This window comes from Pontibacter ruber, assembly GCF_023630205.1.
Taxonomy (GTDB): domain Bacteria; phylum Bacteroidota; class Bacteroidia; order Cytophagales; family Hymenobacteraceae; genus Pontibacter; species Pontibacter ruber.
The window spans coordinates 109,128-135,511 of sequence record NZ_JALPRR010000004.1; the positions used below are offsets into that span (position 1 = coordinate 109,128).

Sequence of the window (26,384 nt, forward strand, 5' to 3'; positions counted from 1 at the left end):
ATGCTTATTTAATATTGTAAGAGGCTAAAAGTGCCTGATATTCCGGTGAGTTGCGGCGGCGCAGCGATTCGTTTGCTGCCAGATCCTGTACGCGCATCAGGCCATCCAGAATCTGCTCCGGACGAGGAGGGCAACCAGGTACGTACACGTCTACCGGTACCACGCGGTCGATGCCCTGCAGCACGGAGTATGTATCGAAAATACCACCTGACGATGCACAGGCACCTACTGCAATAACCCAGCGCGGCTCTGCCATCTGCTCGTAAACCTGCTTCACAACAGGGCCCATCTTCTTGGCAATGGTACCCATCACCATCAGGATATCGGCCTGACGTGGCGAGAAGCTTGGGCGCTCGGAACCGAAACGCGAAATATCGTAGTTAGAGCCCATGGTTGCCATGTACTCGATACCACAGCAGGAGGTAGCAAAAGGCAACGGCCAAAGCGAGTGCTTACGGGCCAGACCAATTACTTTTTCAAAGGATGTAGCAAAGAAACCAGCACCTGAAATACCATCCGGCGCCTCTACCATCTTAATATCGTTATTTGAATCACTCATGTCTAGAATAGTTTTATCTACAAGTATGGGTTGTTAGCTGTTCATTAACACATCTATACTTGTAAAAGTTTAATACTTACTCCCACTTCAGGATTCCCTTTTTGAGCACGTAAAAGAAGCCGGCCAGGAGCAGGGTCATGAATACGATCATCTGAAGAAAGCCCTCCAGACCGAACTCCCGGAAGTTAACTGCCCACGGATACAAAAAGATGATCTCGACGTCAAACAGTACAAACAGGATGGCCGTCATGAAGTACTTATAGGAAATTGGCGTACGGGCATCTCCCACAGATTCAATACCACTTTCCCAGGCAGCGCCTTTTACCGCGCTCTGGCGTTTAGGACCCAGCAGGTGCGTGAGCACCAGTGCGAAAATTACAAAGCCAAGAGCCGCCGCAAATTGAATAAGTATTGGCAGGTAGTCTGACGGTAAGTACTGATTTACAGTAGTTTCCATATTTTTGAAGTCAATTCGTAAATTTGGGAGCAAAATTAGGTATTAATCAGCAACATTCAAAAGTTAAATCTAACTGAAATTGTACTGCTTCTGCTGCCATTCTGCTCCGGTTTTTACAGCTCTTAAGCAAGTATAAAAACAAAGCAGCCACCCTCGTTTAGGAAGGTGGCTGCTGTTGCAAAGTATAGGATTATACTATATTACTTGTCTTCGCCCAGGAACGGGTAACGGTAATCTACTGGTGGTACAAACGTCTCCTTGATAGAGCGGGCAGATACCCAACGCAGCAGGTTCAGCATAGAACCGGCTTTGTCGTTGGTGCCGGAAGCGCGCGCGCCGCCGAATGGCTGCTGGCCTACCACGGCGCCGGTTGGCTTGTCGTTGATGTAGAAGTTACCGGCAGCGTTGCTCAGTTTCTTCGTCGCCAGCTCTACGGCGTAGCGGTCGCGGCCGAAGATAGCACCTGTGAGGGCGTAAGGCGAAGTGGAGTTTACCAGTTCCAGTGTCTCTTCGAAGTTGTTCTCGTCGTATACATAGATCGAGATAACCGGACCGAAGATCTCTTCGCACATGGTGATATACATCGGGTTGTGCGACAATAACACCGTTGGCTCCACGAAATAGCCTTTTGACTTGTCGTAACCACCGCCTGCGATGATCTCTACCTCGTCGCTGTTCTTGGCGTTGTCAATGTAGCGGGCAATCTTATCAAATGACTTCTCGTCTATCACAGCGTTGATGAAGTTGCTGAAATCTTCCGGCGGACCCATTTTAAAGGTCTTCAGGTCTTCGATCACGTATTGTCTTACCTCATCCCACAGGTTGCTTGGTACATAGGCACGGGAAGCGGCAGAGCATTTCTGGCCCTGGTACTCGAAAGCGCCACGCACGATACCGGTTGCCAACTCTCTTGCGTTAGCTGAGCTGTGCGCCAGGATAAAGTCTTTACCGCCTGTCTCGCCTACAATGCGCGGATATGTTTTATACTTGTGGATGTTCTCGCCGATGGTTCTCCAGATGTTCTGGAATACGCCGGTGCTGCCTGTGAAGTGGATACCTGCAAAATCAGCGTGCTTGAAAATTACATCGCCGGCCGTAGGGCCATCTACATACACCAGGTTGATCACGCCATCCGGCAGGCCTGCTTCTTTCAGCAGTTCCATGATCATCTGCGCTGCATAGATCTGCGTGTTGGCTGGCTTCCAAACCACCACGTTACCCATCAGGGCCACAGAAGTTGGCAGGTTACCGGCAATGGCTGTGAAGTTGAATGGCGTTAGTGCAAACACGAAACCTTCCAGCGGACGGTGTTCCATGCGGTTCCACACACCTGGCGAAGACTCCGGCTGCATCTGATAAATTTCAGTAGCATATTGCACGTTAAAGCGCAGGAAGTCGATCAGCTCGCAGGCAGAGTCGATCTCGGCCTGGTAAGCGTTCTTGGACTGACCCAGCATGGTAGCCGCATTCAGGCGTGCTCTCCACGGGCCGGCCAGCAAGTCGGCAGCCTTCAGGAAGATGCTGGCGCGGTGCTCCCAGCTCATGTTCGCCCAGAACTCGCGGGCAGCCAGGGCCGCGTTGATGGCCTGTTCCACGTGTGACGCATCACCTTCGTGGAAATAGCCCAGGATGTGCTGGTGGTCGTGCGGCTGCAACAGCGGCTTTTTGTTGCCTGTGCGTACTTCGTCGCCACCGATGTGCATCGGCACGTCTACTTCTTTGGATTTAAGTTCTTTATAGGTGCGCTGCAATTCCGCTCTTTCCGGTGAGCCGGGCGCATAAGACTTAACAGGTTCGTTTACTGGAGTTGGTACTTTGAAAAATCCGGTTGCCATTTGTTTATAGTTACAGATTTAAAGATACTGATTAAGGCGGTCCTGCTCAGGCAGCAGCCCCTATACAAAGGTACGGGTATTTCCGGAAAAAGCGCCATGCAGCAGGTAGTATCGGCAGCGGCGTTATACTTAACAGGTAGTCCGGACTGTTTCTGAGCCAGGATATTGTTTTGCACCAGTATGCAGAAGAGATGTTCCGAACGTTCGTATCGCCTTGTGTAAGTATAAGTATAAAGTCCCTTTTTGTGCCGCCGGAACTGCCTTGCAAGAGTGTTTGTGTGTAAGCCCTGCTAAGCTAAAATATAACCTTAATTGCACTGCATTTCGTACAACTATGCGTTTGCCTGTGGCAAAATGTTAAACAAACCAACTAAAGCTATGAAAATGAAAAGCAAATTTTTAGGGATAACCGCTTTGGCGCTGGCCTGTGGTATAACTTTTTCCGGAGAGGTATCCGCACAGACGGCAACTTCAAAAAAGGCTGCTGTCGCGCAGCAGGACACTACGAGTAACAGCGTAACGCAGTGGCAGCAGGAGCTGCTGGGGCAGTATGCAAACGTAAATGCTCTGACCGCTACGAACCTGCGCCAGGCATATATTACCCTGCTGGAGAGCGCGCGTGCCAAACAGAACGAATGGAATGACCAGGAATGGAAAAAGGTACAGGCTGTGATGAACAAGTTGGACGCGAAGAAAAACAGCCTGAACAAGCAATTAGGAGCTGACGATAAAGCCAAGATCAAAGTGCTGCAGGGCGAACTGCGCGCACTGGAAGGAAAAGGCGACATAGAGGACTAAGGTATACTTCAGCTTTAGCCTTTTAAACCAACCAGCCCGGCCGGGACCATTGAAGGTTACCAGCCGGGCTGAGTTTTTATGGTGCTCATATATACTTTGCTCGAAGGGCATCCCAAACCCATGGTATACCCTTAATATCAACTTCCGTGCTTTATATCTTAAGTAAAATATGTTCTTCAGTCATTTCTGGAGTCATTACAACATTTTTATGGAGTTTAGTTGCAACAGCCTGAAGGTATTCTATTACAGCTAGGTGATCCCTTTCTGTTTTGACTTCTTTTGGATCAATATCATTTTCAATCTCACTTTCTATGAAGAAATAACACTTGACGATGACATTCCCCAGTTTTATTGTGGCATGATTTGAATCGGTAAATTCATCAGGGTTCTTCCAGAATTTATATACTTCCTTTATATCGATTATTTCTTCTGTTTTTCGAATTCTTCCATTATAGAATTCTACTTCGTATTGCTCATTAACCAGAGAACTCCAACTTTTCCAGTCTTCTTTGTTGGTGTCAAATACATAGATGTCCCTTAAGGAGCCGTCCTCATAATAAAGTTCTTCTTTAATGGACTTCCAATCTTTCATGGTTTCAGTTATGACTTACAACTACAGTATCTGACGCAGCTCGCTAAGGCAGCTTATTTCGTAGGTTGGCTTGGGGCGAAGCTTCTTCCGGCTTTTTTCCGGGTTAAAGTATACCTGGTCGATGCCGGCAGCGCGGGCTCCGTCTATATCGCATTCCAGGTTATCCCCGATCATCAGGCACTCCGACGGCTTTACGTTGATGCGCTCTAAGGCATGCTCAAAAATGCGCTTGTCCGGCTTTTTATACCCGCAGCACTCCGATGTTACGATCTCCTTAAAGTATGATTGCAGGTTGGAGGCATTCATTTTGATGTACTGCACATCCTTAAAGCCATTCGTGATGATGTGCAGGCCGTAGTTGGGCTGCAGGTATGATAACACCTCGTGTGTGTAGGGGAATACCGCCGTTTTGGTAGGGCAAACCGAAGTATAAGCCTCCGATAGCCCGACTGGAACCTGATCCGGCTGCAGCCCCAGGCCAACCAGTGTCTTTACAAAGCGCTGCTCGCGTAACTCCTGCTGGTTAATTTTGCCTTTGTTGTAAAGATCCCACAGCCGGTTGTTCACAAATTTATACTTCCTGTAAAAAGAACCGCAGTCGAATTTGCCGTGAGCTGCCAGGTTAAACTCCTCATATAAAGTATAAAGTGTCTCTTCCGAATTCTTCTCAAAGTCCCAGAGGGTATGATCGAGGTCGAAGAGAATGTGGGTATATGTTTTCATAATGCTTAAGATCCGTTTTCTGTAAAACGCCCGAAGGGGAGCGATGTTTTCGGTTTGTGCTGAACTTGTACTGCTTCGAGGTATAAAATACGATGGTGCAGAAATTAAAAGTGGCCGGCCAGCGTTCTAGGGCAGGCTGTTTGCCTTATTTTTTAGCACGTGCAACGCAAGTACCTGAAATTAGCTCTTCAGGTTAGGGAGCTGTCCAGCGGCGGGTCTGTAGTTTGTTAACGGCCAGCTCGCGGTTGGAGTACAGGATCTTGTAAATTTCCTGGTCTTTTTGCAGAATGGCATCGCGCTCCAGGTATCCGAAAATCTGGTTTACCAGGTCGGCTGCTTCGTCTTTCAGGGAATAATATACCCACTGGTCGAGCTTGCGGGGTGTTACCAGGCTGGCGCTGCGCAGGTACGAAAGGTGGCGGGAGGTTTTGGTCTGGGTAAAGTCCAGGACCTGCTCCAGGTCCGAGATGCACATTTCCTTGTTGCGCAGGATGAGGTGGAGGATGCGAATCCGCGATTCATCTGCCAGTGCCTTAAAGACCTGTTCCCCGAACGAAAGACTAAAGTGTTTGAGCCTCATATATGCATCAACTGCTAAACAAAATTAGGTAAAAGCTGCTATTATAAAATAATAAGAAGTATAATTGTACTACATGAAGCTTTATCTGCCTACCATTGCATTGCCTACTAACCGTTTAAAGTGGCTGCTGGTGCCTGTTTTGGCCCTGCTGTTTTTATTTTTAGGCACTCCGGAGCGCGCCGCCGCCCAGGGGCAGCAGCGTGTGGTACAGCTGTCGGGCTTTGTGGCCATTGGCGACAGCTTGTATGGCGTGGCAGGCGTAAACGTATTCATACCCAAAGCGGGCCGTGGCACACAAACCAACCAGTATGGCTTCTTCTCGCTGCCGGTGCTTGCCGGCGATAGCGTGGTGTTCAGCGCCATTGGCTACAAAAAGCAATACCTCATCATCCCGAAGAACTTTAGCAGCCAGAGCTACTCCGTTATCATGCAGATGCAGGAAGACCCAACGGAGCTGCCAACCGTAGACGTATTCCCGTATGCTACAGAGCAGGACTTTAAAAAAGCGGTACTCTCGCTGAAGCTTCCGGATGAAGGACGCTCGAATGCTGAAAAGAACCTGGATCCGGAGCGACTCGAAGAGCTTTTCAAAAACACCGCAATGGATGGCAATGCTAACTTTAGGAACTTTAACATGCAGCGTGTGCAGCGGCAGGAGCAACGGAATATGTACCCTACCATCAGTCCGTTTGCCATTCCGGCATTAATCAACATGATCAAGAACGGCGATTTCAATAAAAAATAGCCTTTATCCTTCCTGCTTCATACTTTCCGGGTTGCCTTTTCAGGCAAGCTATACTTTATCATGCCCTCTGCTTGAGCTGCAGCAACAAGTATGGGATTTCAGGTGCAATTTTCTGTAACGTTTATTTTAAGGCCAGGACTTCTGTCAGCTACCCCGATGTGCAGACAGGGCAGTATAAAAACGGGCATATGGGCCAATTCTGTGGGTTAGAAGGCTTGTAGGACTAATATAGTAACCAACATCTGCAGGTTTCGTTATTCGCGAATGTTACCATATGCGTATAAAACTTGATAACCTGAGATCAGCAGTACAGGTATAGTATGATCCTGCTGCTGAAGGCCTAAAATAAACCCAACATATGCTTGATATAGATAAGCTTTCCCTCAACATTCCTGATACTACCAAGCCCCGCGTTGTGATCATCGGCGGTGGTTTTGGAGGTATAAACCTGGCACAGAAACTAAAATGCAGAGATTTTCAGGTGGTGATGCTCGACAGGCAGAACTACCATGGCTTCTGGCCGCTGCTGTACCAGGTGGCTACGGCCGGTCTGGAGCCGGATTCTATAGCGGAGCCGCTTCGCAAGATGTTTGGCAGCGACGAGTTCGAGGATTTTCACTTCCGCCTGGTGAAGGTAATTGGCGTTAACCCGATTGCAAAAACCGTATCTACCCTTGTTGGTGACCTGCCTTATGATTACCTGGTGATCGCGACCGGCACCAAAACAAATTACTTTGGCAACGAGCAGGTAAAGAAAAATGCCTTTCCGCTGAAGCAGATCCCGCATGCGCTGAACCTGCGCAGTCAGTTGCTGCAATGCTTCGAGCAGGCAAGTATGACTGCCGACCCGCAATTAAGGCAAAGCCTGCTGAACTTTGTGATTGTGGGGGGAGGCCCTACCGGCGTTGAAACGGCGGGTGCTCTGGCCGAGATGCGCAAACACATCCTGCCTACCGATTACCCGGGTGTGGATTTTAATAAAATGAACATTTACCTGGTGGAAGGTATGGACCGGGTGCTGCCGCCCATGTCGCCGGAGGCAAGCGCTAAAACCCTGAAATACTTGCAGGAGCTGGGTATTAACGTGAAGTTGGGTGTGGTGGTGGAATCCTACGACGGCTATGTGGCTACCTTAAAAGGAGGCGAGCAGATCCAGACGCAGACGCTGGTATGGGCCGCCGGCGTGCAGGGCGCGCTTATAGATGGCCTGCCGGCAGAAGCCATCGAGCGAGGACGTATCCTAGTAAACCCTTATAACCAGGTAATCGGCTTTGATAACATCTTTGCGATCGGCGACATTGCCATGATGAAAACCGAGAAGTGGCCGAAAGGACATCCGGGTGTAGCGCAGCCGGCCATTCAGCAGGGCAAGCTGCTGGCCAAAAACCTGAAGCGCCTGAAAAATAACGAAAAGCTGGAGCCGTTCGAATACTTCGACAAAGGGTCTCTGGCGATAATTGGCCGAAACAGAGCAGTGGCCGACCTGCCAAAAGACATTCACCTGGGCGGGTTCTTTGCCTGGGTTACCTGGCTGTTTGTGCACATCATGTACCTGATCGGCTTCCGCAACAAGCTGGTGGTACTGAGCAACTGGGTATACAAGTTCTTTACTTATGAAAACGGTACACGCCTTATCATCCGGCCGTTCGTCCGCAAAGGCGACCGCGCCAAGCGAAAGTTTATCAACAAGTATGATATGGAATGATGTTAATTGTTGTTTGAGGGATTGTTGAATTGCTGGTCCGAAGTAATTCATATAAAAGAGGCCCGGATCAAGTATGATCTGAGCCTTTTTTATCTTCATTTGATTTCCGCCGTTGTTGCTGTTTTCACTAACAGTTAAGTATGAGGCTGCAGCATCTACACATAAGTTAGCGGCCATTATATGATTATTCACACGACCAAACTTTCCAACATTTCAATATGATGACAAACGACAATATCACATTGACTGAAACGGAAAAAGATGATTTAGACGCATTTTTTCAATTCCAGCTTGACAAAGAAGCAAACTATTTAGCAGCGTTCACATCAAAAGACCCAACCGACAAAACTGCTTACATCGAAAAGTATACAAAGCATTTAAATGACCCGACAATACATATGCGGACAATAAAAGTTAACAATGAGACCGCAGGTAGTATAGCCAAATTCGTTATGGAGGGGGAAGCTGAAATCACGTATTGGATCGACAAAAAATATTGGGGCAAAGGTGTTGCAACAACAGCACTTAAACAGTTCTTAACTTTAGAAAATGCCAGACCAATTTACGGACGGGTTGCATTTGATAATTTTGGTTCACAGAAAGTTCTAGAAAAATCGGGTTTTATAAGAGTAGGAGCAGACAGAGGCTTTGCTAATGCACGACAGACAGAAATAGAAGAATTTATTTATAAACTTTCAGACTGACAATAAGATAACAACGAGCCGCTAATATTGGTTTGGCCACAATAGGGCAGACGTTCTTAAAATACCCTTCGCTATGCCATAAACCATTGGAAGTATAAAATCACCGCAGCCAAAGACGAGCGAGGGTGCTGAAGCTATGCTTATAGAAAAAAAGCCCCGGATCATACCTGATCCGAGGCTTTTTTATACTTCTGCTATAGAAGATAAAGTATGACTACTGGCCAGAGTTGGTGTTAGTGTTCTGACCGGTGCTCTCGCGCTGCTGCTGCATTGGGTTTGGCTGCTGCTGTGAGTTCTGCTTGTACAGCTCAAAGCGGCTTGGAGCCAGCTTGCGCGGGAAGGCGTTGTTCGACAGGTCGGTGTCAGCTGTTTGCAGGAACGGGTCCAGCGTAAAGCTTACCACCGGCTTCTCGGTTACGAACACCTTTGTTACTTGCTCGTTGTTGTAGCGCCAGATCTCGGCAGGTATGTTCACGATCTGATCCGAACCGTCCTCAAACTGCATGCGCACGATCAGCGGCATAACCAAGCCTCCGTTGTTACGGAAGTTCACTTCGTAGAAGTTCAGACCGGCATCCAGCGCTTTCTTCTGCTCAGGAGTTAGGCTGTTGTAGTAGGTTTTATACTTTGCACGGTCAGCGTCTGTCGTAGCCAATGGGTCGTAGCGGTTGTAGAAGTCGTTCAGGGCAGGGTTCTGCTCTACCAGCGTCTTGGAAATGCTCTGCAGGTTGCGCTGCTCTGAAAGCGTCTTCGGCTGCTTGTTCAGCTCCTCACGCTTCTTCGCATTCTCGATATCCGGGTTTTTGGAGTCAACAGTATACCACTTCACGTCTTCCATCGAAATTTCCGTCTGGTCAGTCGTATAGAACCAGCCTCTCCAGAACCAGTCCAGGTCCACGCCGGAAGCGTCTTCCATGGTGCGGAAGAAGTCGGCCGGCATCGGGTGCTTGAAGGCCCAGCGCTTGGCGTACTCTTTAAAGGCGTAGTCGAACAGTTCGCGACCCATTACCGTTTCGCGCAGGATGTTCAGGGCAGTAGCCGGCTTGCCATAGGCGTTGTTGCCAAATTGCAATACCGATTCCGAGTTCGTCATGATCGGCACCTGCGTGCTCTTGTCGCTCTTCATGTATTCCACGATGTCCTGCGGCTCGCCACGGCGCGACGGGTAGTTGCGTTCCCACTCCTGCTCGGCCAGGTACTGCATAAAGGTGTTCAGGCCTTCGTCCATCCACGTCCACTGTCTTTCGTCTGAGTTGATGATCATCGGGAAGAAGTTGTGGCCCACTTCGTGGATGATCACCGAGATCAGGCCATACTTGGTGCGGTCAGAGTACGTGCCGTCAGCCTCCGGGCGGTAGCCGTTGAAGGAGATCATCGGGTACTCCATACCGCCTACCGGACCGTGTACAGATATGGCGATCGGGTAAGGATAGTCGATGGTGTGCTTGGAGTAAACTCTAAGCGTGTGCGCTACCGATTCCGTAGAGTATTGACCCCACAGCGGGTTGGCCTCTTTCGGATAGTACGACATGGCCATTACGTTCTTGCCGGCCACTTTCACGTTCATGGCATCCCAGATAAACTTACGGGAGCTGGCCCATGCAAAGTCGCGCACGTCTTTAGCCGCGTATACCCACGTTTTCTTGTCTTTTGCTTTTGCCTTCTCGGCTTTGGTCGCCTCGTCCTGTGTTACGATCACTACCGGCTTTGTGCTTTTGGAGGCTTCTGCCCAGCGTTTCTGCTGCGTAGAAGTAAGCACCTGGCTGGCATTCTGCAGTTCGCCGGTCGCGCCCACCACGTGGTCGGCAGGTACGGTGATGCTTACTTTATAGTCGCCGAATGGCAGGGCAAACTCACCGCTACCGATGAATTGCTTGTGCTGCCAGCCGTTTACATCGTCGTACACGGCCATGCGCGGGAACCACTGTGCCATCTCGTACAGGTAGTTGCCGTCCTGCTCAAAGTACTCGTAGCCGGAGCGGCCGCCCAGTGTTTTCTGGTTGTTGATGTTGTGGTTCCAGTCGATGCTGAAAGCGAAAGACTGCTTCGGCTTCAGCGGCGTTGGCAAGTCTATGCGCATCATGGTGTTGTTGATGGTATACTTCAGCGCCTTGCCGCCACGGTCTTTCACCGACTTGATCTTGAAACCACCGTCAAATGCTTCGCGCGTCATGTACTCCACAGCCGTAAACGACATGCGGTTTTCCAGCGAGGCAGTACGGGTGCTGTTGGCAATCGAGTTGGGCTCGTAGATGTTCTGGTCCAGCTGTACCCACAGGTATGTCAATACATCCGGTGAATTGTTGGTATAGTTGATGGTCTCAGAACCTGTGATCGACTGCTTTTCGTCGTTCAGCTCTACTTTAATGTTGTAGTCGGCGCGTTGCTGCCAGTACTGATGCCCGGGGGCACCCGAGGCCGTGCGGTAGGTGTTGGGAGTAGGAAGCTCCTGGCCTAGTTGCGCAAACTTGGTGTCCTGCGCCATAACTGCCAGAGGTCCTGCTACCATTCCGAAGATCGCAAGCCCTTTCAATAGGTTTTTCATCGGTGAATAAAGGAGAAGGTTAGTTTAGAGTATAGATGTTGGTGTTTAAACGCTAAAAGATATTGGTTTCCATGATCAAAATCAAGGCGATGCCGGCTGCCGCACTCGAAAGCACCATGATCCAGTCGCGCTTTTTGGCCCGGAATAGGTTCATCATCAGGAAACCGGCAATCAGAAGTATACTTACAATCAGCAACTGCCCCAACTCAATGCCGATATTGAAGGCCAGCAACTGCTGCCAGGTATCGCCGTTGCGGCCCAGCATCGATTTGAGGAAGTTCGAAAAGCCCATGCCGTGGATCAGGCCAAAGCCTACAGCCAGCAGGTTATGGAACGACCAGATGGCGTGCTGCTTGGAGGCAGCGCCATTGAGTTTGAAGAAGTTGGTAACACAGGTAAAAAGGATGGTTACCGGTATCAGAAACTCGATCAGGGCCGAATCGAAGCGGATGATGTTGAACGTGGACAGTGCAAGCGTGATGGAGTGGCCGATGGTAAAGCTTGTTACCAGAGCCAGCACTTTACGCCAGTCGCTCAAAGTATAGATAGCACTCAGTGCCAGCAAAAACAGCATGTGATCGTAGGCTTTGAAATCAAAGATATGATGAAAGCCCAGCTCTATGTAAGTAGAGAAGATAGAAGACACTGACTTAAAAAGTATAGATTAGATGAATTGCAAGGATGCAAATTAAAAGATAAAACATTGGCATGCAACAGTGCAGGGGATAGGCAAGTCGTTGCGCAACGGCGCAGATCAGGTAGCTGTACTTTAGGAACTACAGGAAATGAGCAAAGGATTAAAGAAGATTGTCCATCTGTTAAACAATATTAGCTCGTGCGTATATAGCTCCTTTATTATTAGTAAATTTTTCAGCGGTTAATAAGATTCTGATCTGCAAGTATAAATCTGCTATCCACATGAAAAAAGTGCTGATACTGGCCGGATGCCTCTGCGTAAGCCTTGCTTTTGGGCAGGATAAAAAGGAGGCAGCCTCCAAGCCGGAAACTGAGAAAGCGAACCTGGAGGTAGCTCCTCCGGTAAAAACCAAAGGCTCTGTTACCATCAACAACAAAAAGATCAGCTACACAGCCACCACCGGCTACATGCAGCTGAAAACTGAAGACAGCAAGCCCCGGGGCAACTTCTTTTACATCGCCTACACCAAGAACGGGGAGAACGATGCTACCAAACGGCCGATTACCTTCACATTCAATGGCGGGCCGGGCTCTTCGTCGGTGTGGCTGCACATGGGGGTGATGGGGCCGAAGCGCATCGAGATGTCGGATAAAGGCGAGTCGCTGGCACCCCCTTACGGCTACACCAACAACGAATATTCCTGGCTCGACAAAACAGACCTGGTGTTCATCGACCCGGTGGGTACCGGCTACAGCCGCGCCGTAACAGGGGTTGACAAAGCCGAGTTTCAGGGATATGTGGAGGATATTGAGTCGGTAGGGGAGTTTATCCGGCTTTACACGACCGAGAACAAACGCTGGGGATCGCCTAAGTTTCTGGCCGGCGAAAGCTACGGCACCACGCGTGCGGCCGGTCTGTCGAACTACCTGCAGAGCAAGTATAAAATGTACCTGAACGGGGTTGTGCTGGTGTCGGCGGTACTCAACTTCCAGACCATCCTCTTCAACATCGGCAACGACCTGCCTTACCCGCTGTACCTGCCAAGCTATGCAGCTACCTCGTGGTACTACAAAAAGCTGCCTGCCGACCTGCAGGCCAAAGACATCAAAACCCTGCTTGAGGAGGTTGAGAATTTCTCGGTCAACGAGTATGCGACTGCACTTAACAAAGGCGATAAGCTATCGGAGAAAGAATATGCCGATGTGGTGGCACGGGTAAGCCGTTATACTGGTTTGTCGCAGGACTTTATCCGGCAGACCAACCTGCGTATCGACCTGCCGCAGTATAATAAGGAGTTGCTGCGCACCGAGGGCAAAACCGTCGGCCGCCTCGACTCCCGCTTTACCGGTGTGGACTACAACGATACCGGCTCCTCTACAGAATTCGACCCGAGCTACAGCGCCACCATTGCCGGACCTTACACGGCCGGTGTGATGAGCTACTTTGGCAAAGAGCTGAACTACAGCAACAACCTGGAGTACTACATACTGGGCGGCGGCGTAGGCAAGTGGAACTACAACAACGTGCAGAACAGGTACCTGAACGTGGCCGAAGAGCTGCGCAAGGCAATGGCCGTTAACCCCTTCATGAAAGTATGGGTGCTGGGCGGCTACTACGATTTTGCCACGCCATACTTTGCCTCGGAATACGTGGTGAAGCACATGGGGCTGCGCCCGGAGCAGCAGAAGAACGTGAACTTTACTTACTACGAGTCCGGGCACATGGTTTACATCCACAAGCAGTCGCTGATCCAGATGAAGCAGGAAGCAGACGCTTTCTACCAGGATGCTCTTCAGAAGTCCCTCACCCTTTAGCCCTAACCAAGTATGAACTATATAAAGTCTACTCTTTTAAGTGCCCTGCTGGTAGGCAGCGTTAGTGCTGGCTATGCGCAGAAAGATGCCGCCGCAGCAAAGCCTGCCATCAAAGTAGTGGAAGGTACGGTCGTCTCTACCTCGCCGGATATTGCCAAACCCATTTCTACAAAACACCAGGTAACCATCAACGGCAAAGTGATCAACTATACGGCTACCGTCGGGTACCTGCAACTGGCCTCAGAAGATGGCAAGCCCAAAGCCAATATCTTCTTCACGGCCTATACCCGCGATGGCGTTAAGGATATCAGCAAGCGCCCGATCACTTATACTTTCAACGGCGGGCCGGGCTCTTCGTCGGTTTGGCTGCACATGGGCGTAATGGGGCCGAAGCGTGTGGTGATGTCAGAAAAAGGGGATCAGCTGGCGCCGCCATACTCATATGTGGATAACGAGTACTCCTGGCTGGATAAAACCGACCTGGTGTTCATAGATCCGGTAACAACAGGCTATAGCCGTGCCGTGACCGGCGAGAAAGACAAGCAGTTCCACGGGTATGAGGAAGATATTGCCAGTATGGGAGATGCCATCCGGCTGTTCAGCAATACCTACGAGCGCTGGGCTTCGCCGAAGTACCTGGCTGGTGAGAGCTATGGTACCACGCGTGCGGCCGGCTTATCGTCTTACCTGCAGGACCGCTACAAGTTTTACCTCAACGGCGTGGTGCTTATCAGCTCGATTCTGAACATGCAGACGGCCCGCTTCGATATCGGCAACGACCTGCCATACCCGCTTTTCCTGCCAACTTATACTGCCACGGCCTGGTACCACAAAAAATTGAGTCCGGAGCTGCAGCAGAACCTTCGGAAAACGCTGGACGAAGTGGAAGCCTTTGCCGATAACGAATACAGCACCGCCCTGATGAAAGGCAGCGACCTGACCGAAGTCGAGTACAACAACATCGTAGACAAGCTTAGTCGCTACACCGGTCTTTCAAAAGAATACGTTCGTCAGACAGACCTGCGCATCGATATTCATAAGTTTGACAAGGAACTGCGCCGTTCCGAAGGCTTGACCGTTGGACGCCTGGACAGCCGCTTCACCGGCCGCGACTATAATGATGTGGGCGTACGGCCGGAGTTTGACCCAAGCAACGACGGTACCATTTCCGGGCCATACAGTGCCGCGCTTAACCATTATGTCCGCTCTGAACTCAAGTATAAAAACGACCTGCCTTACGAGATATTAGGTGGACGTGTGCAGCCCTGGAACTACAGCAACGTGCAAAACAAGTATCTGAACGTGGGCGAATCGCTGCGCCAGGCCATGTCCAAGAATCCGTACCTGAAAGTATGGGTGCTCTGCGGGTACTACGACCTGGCCACGCCCTACTATGCGGCAGAGTATACGTTTAACCACATGGGCCTGCGTCCCGAGCAGAAAAAGAACGTGCATTTTACCTACTACGAGTCCGGCCACATGATGTACATCCACAAACCAACGCTGGTGCAGGTAAAGAAAGACGCCGACAAGATGTACGACAACATAGCAACACAAACAACCCCCAATACCCCTACTGCCTCCGTGCAGTAAGCTTACAGTACAGCTACAAAAGAAAAGCGGCCCGGATTTAAGTATCCAGGCCGCTTTTACATTATAGTGTTATGCCGCAGACGAGGCCTGCTTCTTCAGGCTATACTTGTACTCTTTGATATACTCGCTCGGCGAGAGGCCCATGATCTTTTTGAATACCTTGTTGAAGTTGATCGCGCTGTTGAACCCGGTAGAATAAGCGATAGAGGCGATACAATCGAAGTTGCCGCTCATGATCTTCTTACAGGCTTCGTTTATCCGGACTTCGTTCAGAAAGGTGTTGTAGGTTTTGTTCGTGTGCTTTTTAAAATATTTGCAGAACGCATGCGGCGTGATATGCGCTACCGATGCGATCTTTTCCAGCGTGATGTTCTCAGCATAATGGCTGATGGTGTACTGGTAAACATCGTTCATCCGGATACCCTCCGATTCGGTGAAAGAGAGGTTGGGCAGCCCGGTGGAGAGCGATTTCCAGTCTCTGACGTTGTTGGAAAGGTGCTGCAGCAGTTTCAGGAAGTAGAGGAGTCTTTTGAGTTTATCTGCTTCGCTGATCTTTTTTATACTTCGGCATACTTTATCGAAGTGCTCGGGCGGTAGCTGCAGGCCGCTGCAGGTGCTGTCCAGGAATTTCTGGATCGGCTCCATTTCCGGTATGTCGATAAAGCTGTTCAGGATGCGACTCTGGTCGAAGAAAATGTGGATGGCGTGCGCGCTGTCATCCTGCAACTCTTTAAAGTATGCCGGGTCTGATTTGAAGATGTGCGGCTGGTTGGCGCCGATCACATAAATATCTCCGGCCTTAAAGGGCTGCGTGTAATTGCCGACAATCAAAGTGCCTTCTCCTTTCAGGATAAGGGTAACCTGCGTTTCCTTATGCCTATGGAAATAGTTATAGAAAAAGGGCATGATGTCCTCAGCTACTATTATCGATTGCTTATAAGCCACAGGCACTGTAAACTGGACTACTTTCATCGTGCAAACATTTTTCAATCTAGTATAACAAGAAGCTGCAATATTTCCAAACAAACAGGCACAATGCGGCAACACTATTTTAAAGTATGATCAACTGGTATGCATGCTGTTGTAATTATTGAATAAAAATTATGTTGCGGCTTGTGTTTACGTGCTTGTCGGCTTACAGGATGGCTTAGCAGGGCTGTCTGCTCAAAGTATTGTTTCCGGAGCAAAATGCCTCTTAATCAAAATTGTCCTGTTGTTAGCTAAAATTAGTATATAGGTATGTTCTTAGTGAATGGATGCGCATCAATTGATGGGTTTGCTTATATTTAAATAGGACTAAACCTTAATATCAACCTTTCAGCTTATGAAGAACTATTTACTAGTATTCCTCTTTATTGTAGGAATTTGGGGCCTTGCACAGGCGCAGGACAAGGCCGTATCAGGTACAGTAACCTCTAAAGAAGATGGCAGCCCCATGCCGGGTGTGACGGTGATGGTGGAAGGTCTTGCCAGGGGCACGCAGACGGACGTGAACGGAAAGTTTACCCTGCAGGCGCCGGAAGGCTCTACCTTGGTAATTTCCTATATCGGGTTTGTGACGCAGAAAATAAAAGTAGGCAGCCAGGGTGAGTACAACGTTACGATAGCACCCGATACAAAGCAGTTGCAGGAAGTGGTGGTAACCTCTTTTGGCATCGAGCGCGATAAAAAATCACTCGGTTACGGTGTAACGCAGGTGCAGTCTGAAGCAATTACAAAATCGCCGGTAGCGGATGTTACCAACGCACTTGCAGGAAAGGTGGCAGGTGTGCAGATATCCGGTACAGGTGGCGGTCTGTCGAGCTCTAACATCACCATTCGTGGTTTTACAAGTATAACCGGCAGTAACCAGCCGCTGTTCGTAATCGATGGCGTGCCTGTTGACAACGAAGGCGGCAGCAACTCGGTAAACACCGGCGTGGCCACCTCCAACAGGGCCTCTGACATCAACCCGGACGACATCGAAAGTATAAGCGTGCTGAAAGGTGCCGCAGCAACCGTGCTTTATGGCTCCAGAGCTGCTTCCGGTGCCATCCTGATCACCACCAAGAAAGGCAAGTTTGGCACCAAGAACCAGGTTACGTTCTCTTCTAACTATGGCGTGGGCACTGTAAACCGCTTCCCTGAGTTCCAGAACGAGTATGCGCAGGGCAATACCGGTAACTACATCAACAACTATGCGGGCTCCTGGGGACCGAAAATTGCCGGCCAGACAGTAAAGAACTTCTTTGGCGAGGACGAGACACTGCAGGCTTACCCGAACAACGTAAGCGATATACTGCAGCACTCCAAGTATGTGCAGAACACCATCGGCTTTTCCGGTGCAACGGACAAGTATAACTACAGGGTGTCGTATGGCAACATCTATGAAACGGGTCTTGTGCCGGGCAACGAGCTGAAGAAGAACAGCTTCAGTGTGAATGCCGGTACCAGCATCACCGACAAGTTTACCATCAACAGCTCCCTTTCTTACATCAACAACCAGTCGGAAAGAACGCAGGCGGGTAACCAGGGCTCCAACCCGCTCTGGAGAGGCATTTACACGCCGCGCAGCTACAACCTGTCCGGGTTGCCATACCAGGATGAGCTGGGCAACCAGCTTTGGTTCGCAGCCGAAGACCATCCTTACTGGGCCATCGAGAATGTGCGCTACAACGAAGAGACAAACCGCTTCTACGGCAACATCAATCTTGCTTACGACTTTACCGACTGGCTGCGTGCCGATCTGAAGCTGGGTGGCGATGTGTACTCGACCAAGAGCAAAGGCTTTGACAACAAAGGCATTCGCGGCAACGGTAACACCAGCTCGGCAGGCAAAGGCGGCTTAAGAGACAGAGAAATAATGTCGCGCGACATCAACACCTACTTTACGTTGACTGGAGACCGAAACATCGGAGATAACTTTAAAGTGAGTGCCACGCTGGGTAACGAGATCGTGTCTAACTACGACAACTCGTTGCAGGCAATCGGTTTGGGTATCGTAGTACCGGGCTTCGATAACCTGAAAAACTACCTGGCTTACAATCCGTCGGCAAGTATAACCAGACGCCGTCTGATGGGCTTCTTCGGTGACTTCGTAGTGGATTACAAAAACTACCTGACAGTAAACCTGAAGGGCAGAAACGATTATTCTTCCACATTAACAAAAGAAAACCGTTCCATTTTCTATCCTGCGGTGGCTGTAAGCTTTGTGCCTACCGAGGCATTCCCGGGCTTAAAAGGCGACATTCTCTCTTCTGCCAAGATCCGCGCAAACGTAGGGGAAGTGGGCAAAGGCGCTCAGCCTTACAACACGTATACATACTATGGCCAGGCAAGTGCTGCAGACGGCTTCAACTCTACCCAGGTTAACTTCCCGTTCAATGGCCTGGCCGGTTATACGTATGACAACACCGCCGGTAAGTATGATCTGAAGCCGGAGTTTACCCGCGAAATTGAACTGGGCACCGAGATCAGCCTCTTCAAAGACCGCCTGTTCCTGGACGCTTCTGTTTACAAGCGGGATTCGCGTAACCTGATCTTCGCGGTTCCGGTGCCGGGTTCTTCGGGTTTTACCAGTGCTATCACCAATGCCGGTAAGCTGTCAACCAAAGGTCTGGAGGTGCTCTTATCCGGTTCTCCTATCCAGAAAGAAAGCTTCAGCTGGGAAACGACCCTGAACTTCACTACTTTCAGAACAGAAGTAAAAGAACTGGCTCCGGGTGTGTCTGCCATTGTGCTGGGCGGCTTTACCTCGCCTGATACGCGTGCCGTGGTAGGGCAGCAGTATGGCCTGATCTACTCTACCCGTTACCAGCGTGATGACCAGGGCAGAATGGTGATCGGTCCGGACGGGTTGCCACGCGTTGACCCAAGAGGTGTTGGCGTTATCGGTAATCCGAATCCAAAATTCACGGCCGGCCTGACCAATGCCTTCTCTTACAAAGCGTTTAACTTCTCCTTCCTGGTAGACATGAAGTATAAAGGCGACATCCTTTCCAGAACGGTTGGCGACCTGAGAATAAACGGTGTATCGGACGAAACTGCTGAATTCCCTCGCTTCAACTCAGACGGCACGCCTAACAAGCCATACCTGTTTGAGGGTGTGCTGGAAGACGGAACACCAAACAATATTTACGTAACGGCACAGCAGTATTGGGGCACCAAGGGCAAGTACGTAGCCTGGGAGGGTTATGTGCGGGACGCTACGTTCGCCAAATTGAGAGAAGCTACCCTGAGCTACAACCTGCCACAGTCGCTGCTCTCCAGAACAGGCTTTGTGAAAGCATTGCAGGTGTCTGTTTACGGCCGCAACCTGATTACTTATGCACCGAACTACCCAGACCTGGATCCAGAGCAAAACCTGCAGGGCGTAAGCAACTCCCGTGGTCTGGAGTTTGGTATCCAGCCGGTTGCAAGAACAATAGGTGGCAGCCTGCGAGCTACTTTCTAATACAAGAATTCAGTCAATACTCAATTTATCCGACATGAAACGTAACAAGTTTTTATATATCGCATTGCTATCGACCGGGCTGCTGTTTACCTCGTGCGAAAGCTTCTTTGATGTGAACGACAGCCCCAACGATATCAAGGAAGCGCGTGTTTCCGAGATACTGCCTGCTGCTACCGTTAACATCGGCTTTATGGGCGGTAGCGATATGCTGCGCTACAGCGCCCTGATCATGCAGCAGTTTTCAGGACAGGGTCCTGCTAACCCAAGTACCACCAAGGAGTACGAGCGCTACAACATCAACAACTCCGATGTGAACAACCTCTGGAACAGGATCTACTCAGTAGTGCTGGCCGACCTGGAGCAGGTAATTACAAAAGCCGGAGCAGAAGGCAGTCCGCATTTTACCGGTGTTGCCAAAATTCTGAAGGCCTATACCTACCAGGTAACTGTGGATGCCTGGGGCGATGTGCCTTTCTCAGAAGCCTCCAAATTCCAAAGCAATTTCTACCCGAAGTATGACGACGATGAAGCCATTTATCCTGCGCTGATCAAGCTGCTGGACGAGGGGATTGCCGAAGTTAATGCCACTGCTTCGGTTATGGACCCGAATGCGTACTCTACCATCTTTCCGGCTTCTAACTGGGAGACCTCCAGGATAAAATGGGTTCGGTTCGCGAACACGCTTAAGCTGAGATTGTACATCCATTACAGCGAAAAAGATCCTGCGTTTGCCGCACAAGGTATAAATGGTTTGATCAACAGCGGAGCAGAGTTCATGACGTCGACATCAGATAACTTCGAGATGATGTTCCTGAACCAGCCGCAACGTCAGAACCCGCTTACCAGCATTGAGGGTGGCCAGTTCAAGAACCAGTTGTTCCCGAACCGTACCATCGTAGATATGATGAACCAGAAGGCTGACCCGAGACGTGCATCCTATTTTGTGGCGTACCCGATCAACTCTTCGCCGGCTACTTACAAAGGCCAAAGTATAGACAGCCCGCCTACAACGGCTGTGTCGAGGCTGCACCGCTTCCTGAAGGGCACCGCTACGCCGGTCGACCCGGGCAAGGTAAACGCGGACGGAAGTATAAAAGATGATGCCATCATGTACGGCGGCGATGCCCCGACACGCCTGCTGACGTTTGCAGAGTATAACTTTATCAGAGCAGAGGCGGCTTTACGTTTCGGCGCTCCGGGCGATGCGCAGGCTTTCTTCCAGGAAGGTATTCGTGCTTCGATGAAGGATGCGGGTATCGCAGCGGCGGAGGCCGACGCATACATTGCAGCCAATGGCACGCTTACCGGCTCACCGGAAGAGCAGCTTGAGCAGATCATCACCGAAAAGTATATTGCCAACTTCGGTGTGATGATGGAGCCCTGGACAGACTGGAGAAGAACAGGTTATCCGGACATTACACCGCTAACCCGACCAACGGCCATTTACGACGAGCTGCCAAGATCGCTCTTCTACCCGGTTTCAGAAATTACGAGTAACCCGAACGCCAAGCAAAAGGAAACAATGCTGGAGAGAGTATTCTGGGATGTAAGACAATAAAGAATAGTTAATTTTCTCATTGCGCTGATTTTTGCCGTGCCTGGGCTTGCCAAAGCTTAAGGCACGGCAAATTTGTTTAATGCCACGGACTACACTACAACGCCAGGTTTGCCTTACAGCCTTATCATCAGAAAACTTTATGTAGAACCAGAGTAGAATAGTTACTACTTTAGGCCTGTACAACGAACTCCCGGATAACAGCCCTATGAGTTCAAATGATAAGACCATGTTCAGAAATTCTGTGAAAACAGCCGCAGCAAGCCTTGTGAGCTTGAGTATGGCTTTGTTCTCGTGCACTACAGCCAGCACCAATAGCTCAGAAAAAATAACCGCAGCCGATGTGGAACAGGCTAGGGGCACTCAATCAGCAATGGTATATGTAGGAACGTATGCAAAACCAGACCAGGAAAGCATTTTTCTGTATCACCTGGATACCGAAACGGGCGAGCTGACGCGCGTAAGTGCATTCAAAGCAGGCGAAAACCCGTCTTACCTGGCATTGGACAAACAGCGCCGTTACTTGTATGCGGTAAATGAAACCGGGAATTACCAGGGCAAGAACAGCGGGGCAGTCAGTGCTTTTGCCATCAACCAACAAACAGGTGACCTTTCCCTACTGAACAAAGTCGCTTCGGAAGGCGGTGCGCCCTGCCATATTTCTCTGGATGAACCGGGAAAAACGGTGATGGTTGCAAACTATACGGGTGGTAATGTGGCGGCTTTTGCTGTTCAGGAAAATGGCACGCTGGCAGCGGCCGCCAGCGTGCAGCAGCACAAAGGCTCAGGGCCAACCGAGCGTCAGCAGGCGCCACACGCCCATTACATAACCCCAAGCCCGCGCGGGAAGTATGCCTTTGCCGTAGACCTGGGAGCAGACCAGGTGCTTGGTTACAGGCTGGGTGCCGGGAACGCAGCGCTTACGCCAAACGAACCTGCTGTTGCTTTTGCTACTGCGCCTGGTGCAGGCCCACGGCACATGGTTTTCCACCCCAATGGGCGATATGCTTACGTGATCAATGAGCTGAACTCAACCATGGTGGCCCTGGCATTTGATGACAGCAAAGGCACCTTTTCGGAACTACAAACTATAAGTACACTGCCCTCCGATTTCGAAGGGAAAAGCTATTGCGCTGCCGTTAAAGTATCTCCGGATGGCAAATTCCTGTACGGCTCTAACCGCGGGCACAACAGCATTGTGGTATACGCCATAGATGCCAACACGGGCAAGCTCACGCTGGTGCAGCACCAGGATACCGGCGGCAACTGGCCACGCGATTTTACGATCGATCTTACGGGCAACATCATGCTGGTAGCCAACGAGCGCTCCGGCAACATTGTCTCCTATAAAATAAACAAGTTAAGCGGTAAACTTTCTCCTGCCGGCCACGAAGTGGAGGTGCCGAAGCCGGTGTGCCTGCAGGTAGTGCCGGAGTTTAAGTAACAGGAATTTATACTTCGGGTGGGGCAAAAATTTTCGTTTAAGCAGCCAGGAAGCAGATTAATTTCCTAACTTTTGCCATGCTTCGGCACACAGGTCATCGGCGTAATTTCAGGCACAACATCCGGTTGGCGGCGCTGCTTTGCCTGACAGCAGGCTTTGTGAACATTACCGGCTTGCTGGCTTTTGCCGTGCTCACCACCAACGTGACGGGCCACGTAGCCTACTTTGCCGAAAGCTTCTCACAGGGTGACTTCCAGTTGGTACGTATCATCGGGGTGTGGATGTTCCTGTTTTTGCTCGGCGCCTTTTCGTCGAGCTTTATCATTGGCAGGATAGGGCGCAACCAGACTTTTGCCTATACATTGCCTATCCTGCTGGAGATCGGCATCCTGGTGCTCAATGCCATCTACGGCTACAGGTACAGCGGCGGCGTGATTGAGAAGGAGATCTTTGCCGGTAGCCTGCTTTTTGCCATGGGGCTGCAAAATGCCATGGTGTCCATGATCTCGGGCTCGGTAGTGCGCACCACCCACCTCACCGGTATTTTTACAGACTTAGGCATTGACCTGGCGGCTGCCACACTGCCGGCTACGGTACCAAAACAAGGGCTTTCGCAACGTATTACACTCCGCCTGGTGATTATCTTTTTCTTTTTGGCAGGTGCCGTGGCTGGTGGTTTTTTATACCCTACGCTGCAGCATCATACTTTCTTTGTGCCCGCCGGGCTGCTGGTTATTGCCATGTTCTACGATATTTCGCGCGTGCGCATCCTAAAGGTCTTCCGGCAGTTGCGGCACCGGCTGGCAGCCTAGGCTATACTTACTTCCGGGCCTGTTGCTGCTCCACGCCATTTCGTGCTTTCTGGAAAAACAGCAGGTGATACTCCAGCGCATTGCCCCAGTAAGCCCACGAATGAGCGCCGGCACGCTCGGTATAATCGTGCGGTACTTTTTCGGTTACCAGGCGGCGGTGCAGTTCCCGGTTGTCTTCAATCAGGAAATCGTCTACCCCGCAATCAATTATATAATGTACCCCGCTCTGCTTTAGCTGCGGCACCATGTGTACGATGGAGTTCTCTTCAAAGCGCTGCTGGTTTTCGGCTTTCGGACCTAACACCGCTTCTATACTTGTTAAAAGGTTTTTCCGGTCGATGGCAGCGATGTTCACAGAGCCGCTCATGCTGCCGGCTGCCAGGTACAGCTCCGGGTGGCGCGCTGATAAGTATAAGGCACCGTGCCCGCCCATGCTCAGGCCGGAAATAAAGCGCCCGCTGCGGTCTTTGATTGTTTTATACTTGCTGTCAATTAGCTGCACCAGCTCCTCGGTGATGTAGGTTTCGTACTGGCTGGCTTTGTCAACCGGGCTGTTGTAGTACCAGCTGCCGGAGCCGCCGTCTGGTGTTACGATGATGACCTGGTACTTGTCAGCCATACCTTGCAGAAGGTTCTTTTGTGGGGGCACCTTCAGCCAGTTGCTGAAATTGCCTTTATGGCCGTGCAGCAAGTATAAAACAGGGTAAGGGCCGCTCTTTTTCTTTTTGTAACCGTCGGGGGTAACCACGCCTGCTTTCAGCATTTTCTGCATTGAAGCGCTGTTGATAACCAGCGTATCTACCTTGGCAGCCTGTGCAAAGAGTACGGAAAAGAAAAAGACCAGGAGCAAGAGGTGTTTCTTGTTCATAAGCTGATGGATGTGAAAGTATAGTAGGTGCAAAATATGCATTAAGGGGCAGTTGCTAAAGTATAAGCTGCACTTCTTCTTGGAGCTAAAGGCAAATACAAGTATAAGCTTCTGAGTAGCAATAGAATGCTGCTTTGTTTTTTACGTATGTACAAATTGCATACATACTTGTAAATTCCCATGATACTGACAGATAGTTCCACGGCAGCAGCGCAGCAGCTTGTAAAACTAGCCATCGCCGGTCTGAGCCATGACCATGTGCACGGTGCATTCCAACGGCTCCGGAAAGGCGATGTGGTGCTGGTCGGCATTGCCGAGGCAGACAAAAACCTGGCGCAGCGCTACCGGAAGAAATATTACCTGCCTGACTCTGTCTTTTACAAAAGCCTTCCGGCGCTGCTAAAACAGGAAAAACCAGATGCTGTCCTGGCCTTCAACCCTATTGCTGAGCACTTGTCTGTAGTAGAGGCCTGCGCGCCGTTGGGCATACACGTAATGGTGGAAAAACCGCTGGCAACCTCTGTGAAGGACGCCCGGCGTATGGCTGCGCTTGCCTGGGAGCACAACATCAACCTGCTTACCAACTACGAGACTACCTGGTATGGCAGTAACCAGGAGCTGGATATCATGGCAAAGCACAGAATAGCCATCGGCGATATCCGGCGCATGACCGTGCATGCCGGGCACCAGGGACTGAAAGAAGTTGGCGCCAGCCCGGAGTTTGTGAACTGGTTAACAGATCCTGCTAAAAGTGGAGGCGGCGCTATGATGGATTTTGGCTGCTACGGCGTAAACCTGATGACGTGGCTGATGCAGGGCAAAGAACCGCTTTCGGTAACAGCGATCACGAGGCAGCTAAAGCCGGAAATGTACCCGGATGTTGACGATGACGCCACCATCATACTGGAGTATCCGGAAGCAACCGGCATTATCGAAGCTTCCTGGAACTGGCCATTCCCGATCAAAGACCTGGAGGTGTTCGGCGAAACAGGTTACATACAGGCATTGGATGAATACACCCTGCGCACGAAAACAAACGGCGAGCACTTTTATGTAACCGAAGAGGTGGAGTTGCTGGCAGACCCTTACCAGGACTATGTGTCTTACCTGGTTGCCATGATAAAAGGTGAAATACAGCCCGATCAGGACCTGTCCTCTCTGGAGAATAACCTGATGGTGGTCAGAATTATGGAAGCTGCTAGGGAGTCGGCGCGTGAGGGTAAAAAAGTGTTATTAAAATAAACCGCCCGCTCTTGCCGGCTAAGGGCTGTCTTTTTTCTTTATGTGGCTGTCCGGCATTATCATACCTGCTTTCAGTGTTTTCTGTATCGAAGTGCTCTGGCTAGCCAGTGCCGGAAGTAAGCAGAAGTAGGATGAGTATAAAGTTGTTTCTTTTGCCTAGTGTCAGGTATGGTTCACTGCGAAATAGGTATTCATGACTAAATAAGTAAATAGCGCCTATACTTTTTCGAAACAAGTAGTACTTTGCTAAGTATAATTTATAAATAAATGTTGATTGATATGCTTGAAGTACTACCTGAAACACATGATAATGTGCTCGCTGTGCGGGTCAGTAAAGAGCTAAGCGTTCCGGATTTCGACCGGTATCGCAACATGGCCAGTGACCTGATGCGAAAGCACAAAGAGACACACATCTACTATGAGATGGCGGATGTGAACTGGGTACAACCTGTGGCAGCTATTGAAAGTGCTTTGTTTGATGTCATCCATGCCTTCGACTACGGACGGATAGCCATGGTTGGGGATAAGAGATGGCAGGAGTGGGGTGCTAAAGTAGCTAGCAGAGTAAAGAAGGACGGTATACGCTACTTTGACCCAGCACATAAGGAGCAGGCAATGAAATGGGTGCTGAAAGGAGAATGATGTATACCGTTGCCGTTCATCTCTAAGCTCAATTGAATTACCTGATCCGTAGAATTGTTGGCGGCGAAATAAAAAAAGAAGCACCCATGAACCTTGAGCTCA

22 protein-coding genes are annotated in these 26,384 nt (G+C 50.2%); 12 read left to right on the plus strand and 10 right to left on the minus strand.

The genetic code is table 11. The features are described from left to right. Positions 1–4: 4 nt before the first annotated feature. The 3 genes from MJ611_RS17100 to pruA form a co-directional block, all read right to left on the minus strand. A complete protein-coding gene (locus MJ611_RS17100; RefSeq protein WP_250431581.1) occupies positions 5–559 on the minus strand; it encodes an NADH-quinone oxidoreductase subunit B in 555 nt (184 codons plus the stop codon). Positions 560–635: 76 nt separating this feature from the next. Then, positions 636–1,016, minus strand: coding sequence for an NADH-quinone oxidoreductase subunit A (locus MJ611_RS17105; RefSeq protein ID WP_250431583.1), 381 nt, complete (start codon positions 1,014–1,016; stop codon positions 636–638). A gap of 200 nt (positions 1,017–1,216) precedes the next feature. Beyond that, the gene (gene pruA, locus MJ611_RS17110) at positions 1,217–2,851 is read right to left on the minus strand and encodes an L-glutamate gamma-semialdehyde dehydrogenase (protein WP_250431585.1); all 1,635 of its coding nucleotides are present in this window, start codon (positions 2,849–2,851) and stop codon (positions 1,217–1,219) included. A gap of 384 nt (positions 2,852–3,235) precedes the next feature. Between pruA and MJ611_RS17115 the strand changes: the two genes are divergently transcribed. Next, complete coding sequence (locus tag MJ611_RS17115; RefSeq protein WP_250431587.1) at positions 3,236–3,649, plus strand: hypothetical protein; 414 nt, start codon at positions 3,236–3,238, stop codon at positions 3,647–3,649. 151 nt (positions 3,650–3,800) lie between these two features. On the opposite strand, the gene MJ611_RS17120 is transcribed toward MJ611_RS17115, so the two are convergent. The 3 genes from MJ611_RS17120 to MJ611_RS17130 all read right to left on the minus strand — a co-directional run bounded on the left by MJ611_RS17120 (position 3,801) and on the right by MJ611_RS17130 (position 5,544). Beyond that, entirely contained in the window at positions 3,801–4,241 is a 441-nt protein-coding gene (locus tag MJ611_RS17120; protein ID WP_250431588.1) for a hypothetical protein, read from the minus strand. A gap of 21 nt (positions 4,242–4,262) precedes the next feature. Further along, a complete protein-coding gene (locus MJ611_RS17125) occupies positions 4,263–4,964 on the minus strand; it encodes a YjjG family noncanonical pyrimidine nucleotidase (RefSeq protein WP_250431590.1) in 702 nt (233 codons plus the stop codon). A 193-nt stretch (positions 4,965–5,157) separates the two neighbouring features. Next, positions 5,158–5,544, minus strand: coding sequence for an ArsR/SmtB family transcription factor (locus MJ611_RS17130; protein WP_250431591.1), 387 nt, complete (start codon positions 5,542–5,544; stop codon positions 5,158–5,160). A 73-nt stretch (positions 5,545–5,617) separates the two neighbouring features. Between MJ611_RS17130 and MJ611_RS17135 the strand changes: the two genes are divergently transcribed. From MJ611_RS17135 to MJ611_RS17145, 3 genes are all read left to right on the plus strand, one after another. Continuing rightward, positions 5,618–6,289, plus strand: a complete 672-nt coding sequence (locus MJ611_RS17135) for a carboxypeptidase-like regulatory domain-containing protein (protein ID WP_250431593.1) — start codon at positions 5,618–5,620, stop codon at positions 6,287–6,289. Positions 6,290–6,647: 358 nt separating this feature from the next. Then, positions 6,648–7,994, plus strand: coding sequence for an NAD(P)/FAD-dependent oxidoreductase (locus tag MJ611_RS17140; protein ID WP_250431595.1), 1,347 nt, complete (start codon positions 6,648–6,650; stop codon positions 7,992–7,994). Between the two features lie 218 nt (positions 7,995–8,212). Next, complete coding sequence (locus tag MJ611_RS17145) at positions 8,213–8,698, plus strand: GNAT family N-acetyltransferase (protein WP_250431597.1); 486 nt, start codon at positions 8,213–8,215, stop codon at positions 8,696–8,698. A 214-nt stretch (positions 8,699–8,912) separates the two neighbouring features. Here MJ611_RS17145 and MJ611_RS17150 read toward each other — a convergent pair whose 3' ends face one another. Together MJ611_RS17150 and MJ611_RS17155 are read right to left on the minus strand one after the other, a co-directional pair. After that, positions 8,913–11,243 (minus strand): M1 family metallopeptidase, encoded by a 2,331-nt coding sequence (locus tag MJ611_RS17150; protein WP_250431599.1) that lies wholly within the window; start codon positions 11,241–11,243, stop codon positions 8,913–8,915. Between the two features lie 52 nt (positions 11,244–11,295). Next, a complete protein-coding gene (locus MJ611_RS17155; RefSeq protein WP_250431601.1) occupies positions 11,296–11,889 on the minus strand; it encodes a HupE/UreJ family protein in 594 nt (197 codons plus the stop codon). 272 nt (positions 11,890–12,161) lie between these two features. Here MJ611_RS17155 and MJ611_RS17160 point away from each other — a divergent pair, with 272 nt between their 5' ends. Then, positions 12,162–13,694 (plus strand): S10 family peptidase, encoded by a 1,533-nt coding sequence (locus tag MJ611_RS17160; protein WP_250431603.1) that lies wholly within the window; start codon positions 12,162–12,164, stop codon positions 13,692–13,694. 12 nt (positions 13,695–13,706) lie between these two features. Further along, on the plus strand, positions 13,707–15,287 hold the full coding sequence (locus tag MJ611_RS17165; RefSeq protein WP_250431605.1) for a S10 family peptidase: 1,581 nt from the start codon (positions 13,707–13,709) through the stop codon (positions 15,285–15,287). Positions 15,288–15,356: 69 nt separating this feature from the next. Here the strand turns inward: MJ611_RS17165 and MJ611_RS17170 are convergent, their stop codons facing one another. Further along, complete coding sequence (locus tag MJ611_RS17170; RefSeq protein ID WP_250431607.1) at positions 15,357–16,259, minus strand: AraC family transcriptional regulator; 903 nt, start codon at positions 16,257–16,259, stop codon at positions 15,357–15,359. Between the two features lie 352 nt (positions 16,260–16,611). Between MJ611_RS17170 and MJ611_RS17175 the strand changes: the two genes are divergently transcribed. The 4 genes from MJ611_RS17175 to MJ611_RS17190 all read left to right on the plus strand — a co-directional run bounded on the left by MJ611_RS17175 (position 16,612) and on the right by MJ611_RS17190 (position 23,530). Further along, positions 16,612–19,719 (plus strand): SusC/RagA family TonB-linked outer membrane protein, encoded by a 3,108-nt coding sequence (locus tag MJ611_RS17175; protein WP_250431609.1) that lies wholly within the window; start codon positions 16,612–16,614, stop codon positions 19,717–19,719. A gap of 34 nt (positions 19,720–19,753) precedes the next feature. Further along, positions 19,754–21,277 carry a SusD/RagB family nutrient-binding outer membrane lipoprotein gene (locus MJ611_RS17180; RefSeq protein WP_250431610.1) on the plus strand — a complete coding sequence of 508 codons (1,524 nt, stop codon included), beginning with the start codon at positions 19,754–19,756 and terminating at the stop codon, positions 21,275–21,277. 370 nt (positions 21,278–21,647) lie between these two features. Further along, complete coding sequence (locus tag MJ611_RS17185) at positions 21,648–22,718, plus strand: lactonase family protein (protein ID WP_250431612.1); 1,071 nt, start codon at positions 21,648–21,650, stop codon at positions 22,716–22,718. A gap of 77 nt (positions 22,719–22,795) precedes the next feature. Then, on the plus strand, positions 22,796–23,530 hold the full coding sequence (locus MJ611_RS17190; RefSeq protein WP_250431613.1) for a YoaK family protein: 735 nt from the start codon (positions 22,796–22,798) through the stop codon (positions 23,528–23,530). Between the two features lie 7 nt (positions 23,531–23,537). Here MJ611_RS17190 and MJ611_RS17195 read toward each other — a convergent pair whose 3' ends face one another. Further along, positions 23,538–24,398 (minus strand): alpha/beta hydrolase, encoded by an 861-nt coding sequence (locus tag MJ611_RS17195; RefSeq protein WP_250431615.1) that lies wholly within the window; start codon positions 24,396–24,398, stop codon positions 23,538–23,540. Positions 24,399–24,578: 180 nt separating this feature from the next. On the opposite strand from MJ611_RS17195, the gene MJ611_RS17200 reads away from it, so the two are divergent. Both MJ611_RS17200 and MJ611_RS17205 read left to right on the plus strand, forming a co-directional pair. After that, positions 24,579–25,640, plus strand: a complete 1,062-nt coding sequence (locus MJ611_RS17200) for a Gfo/Idh/MocA family protein (RefSeq protein WP_250431617.1) — start codon at positions 24,579–24,581, stop codon at positions 25,638–25,640. Between the two features lie 279 nt (positions 25,641–25,919). Continuing rightward, positions 25,920–26,282: a SpoIIAA family protein gene (locus MJ611_RS17205; protein WP_250431618.1), complete on the plus strand. Its 363-nt coding sequence runs from the start codon at positions 25,920–25,922 to the stop codon at positions 26,280–26,282. Positions 26,283–26,384: the final 102 nt, after the last annotated feature.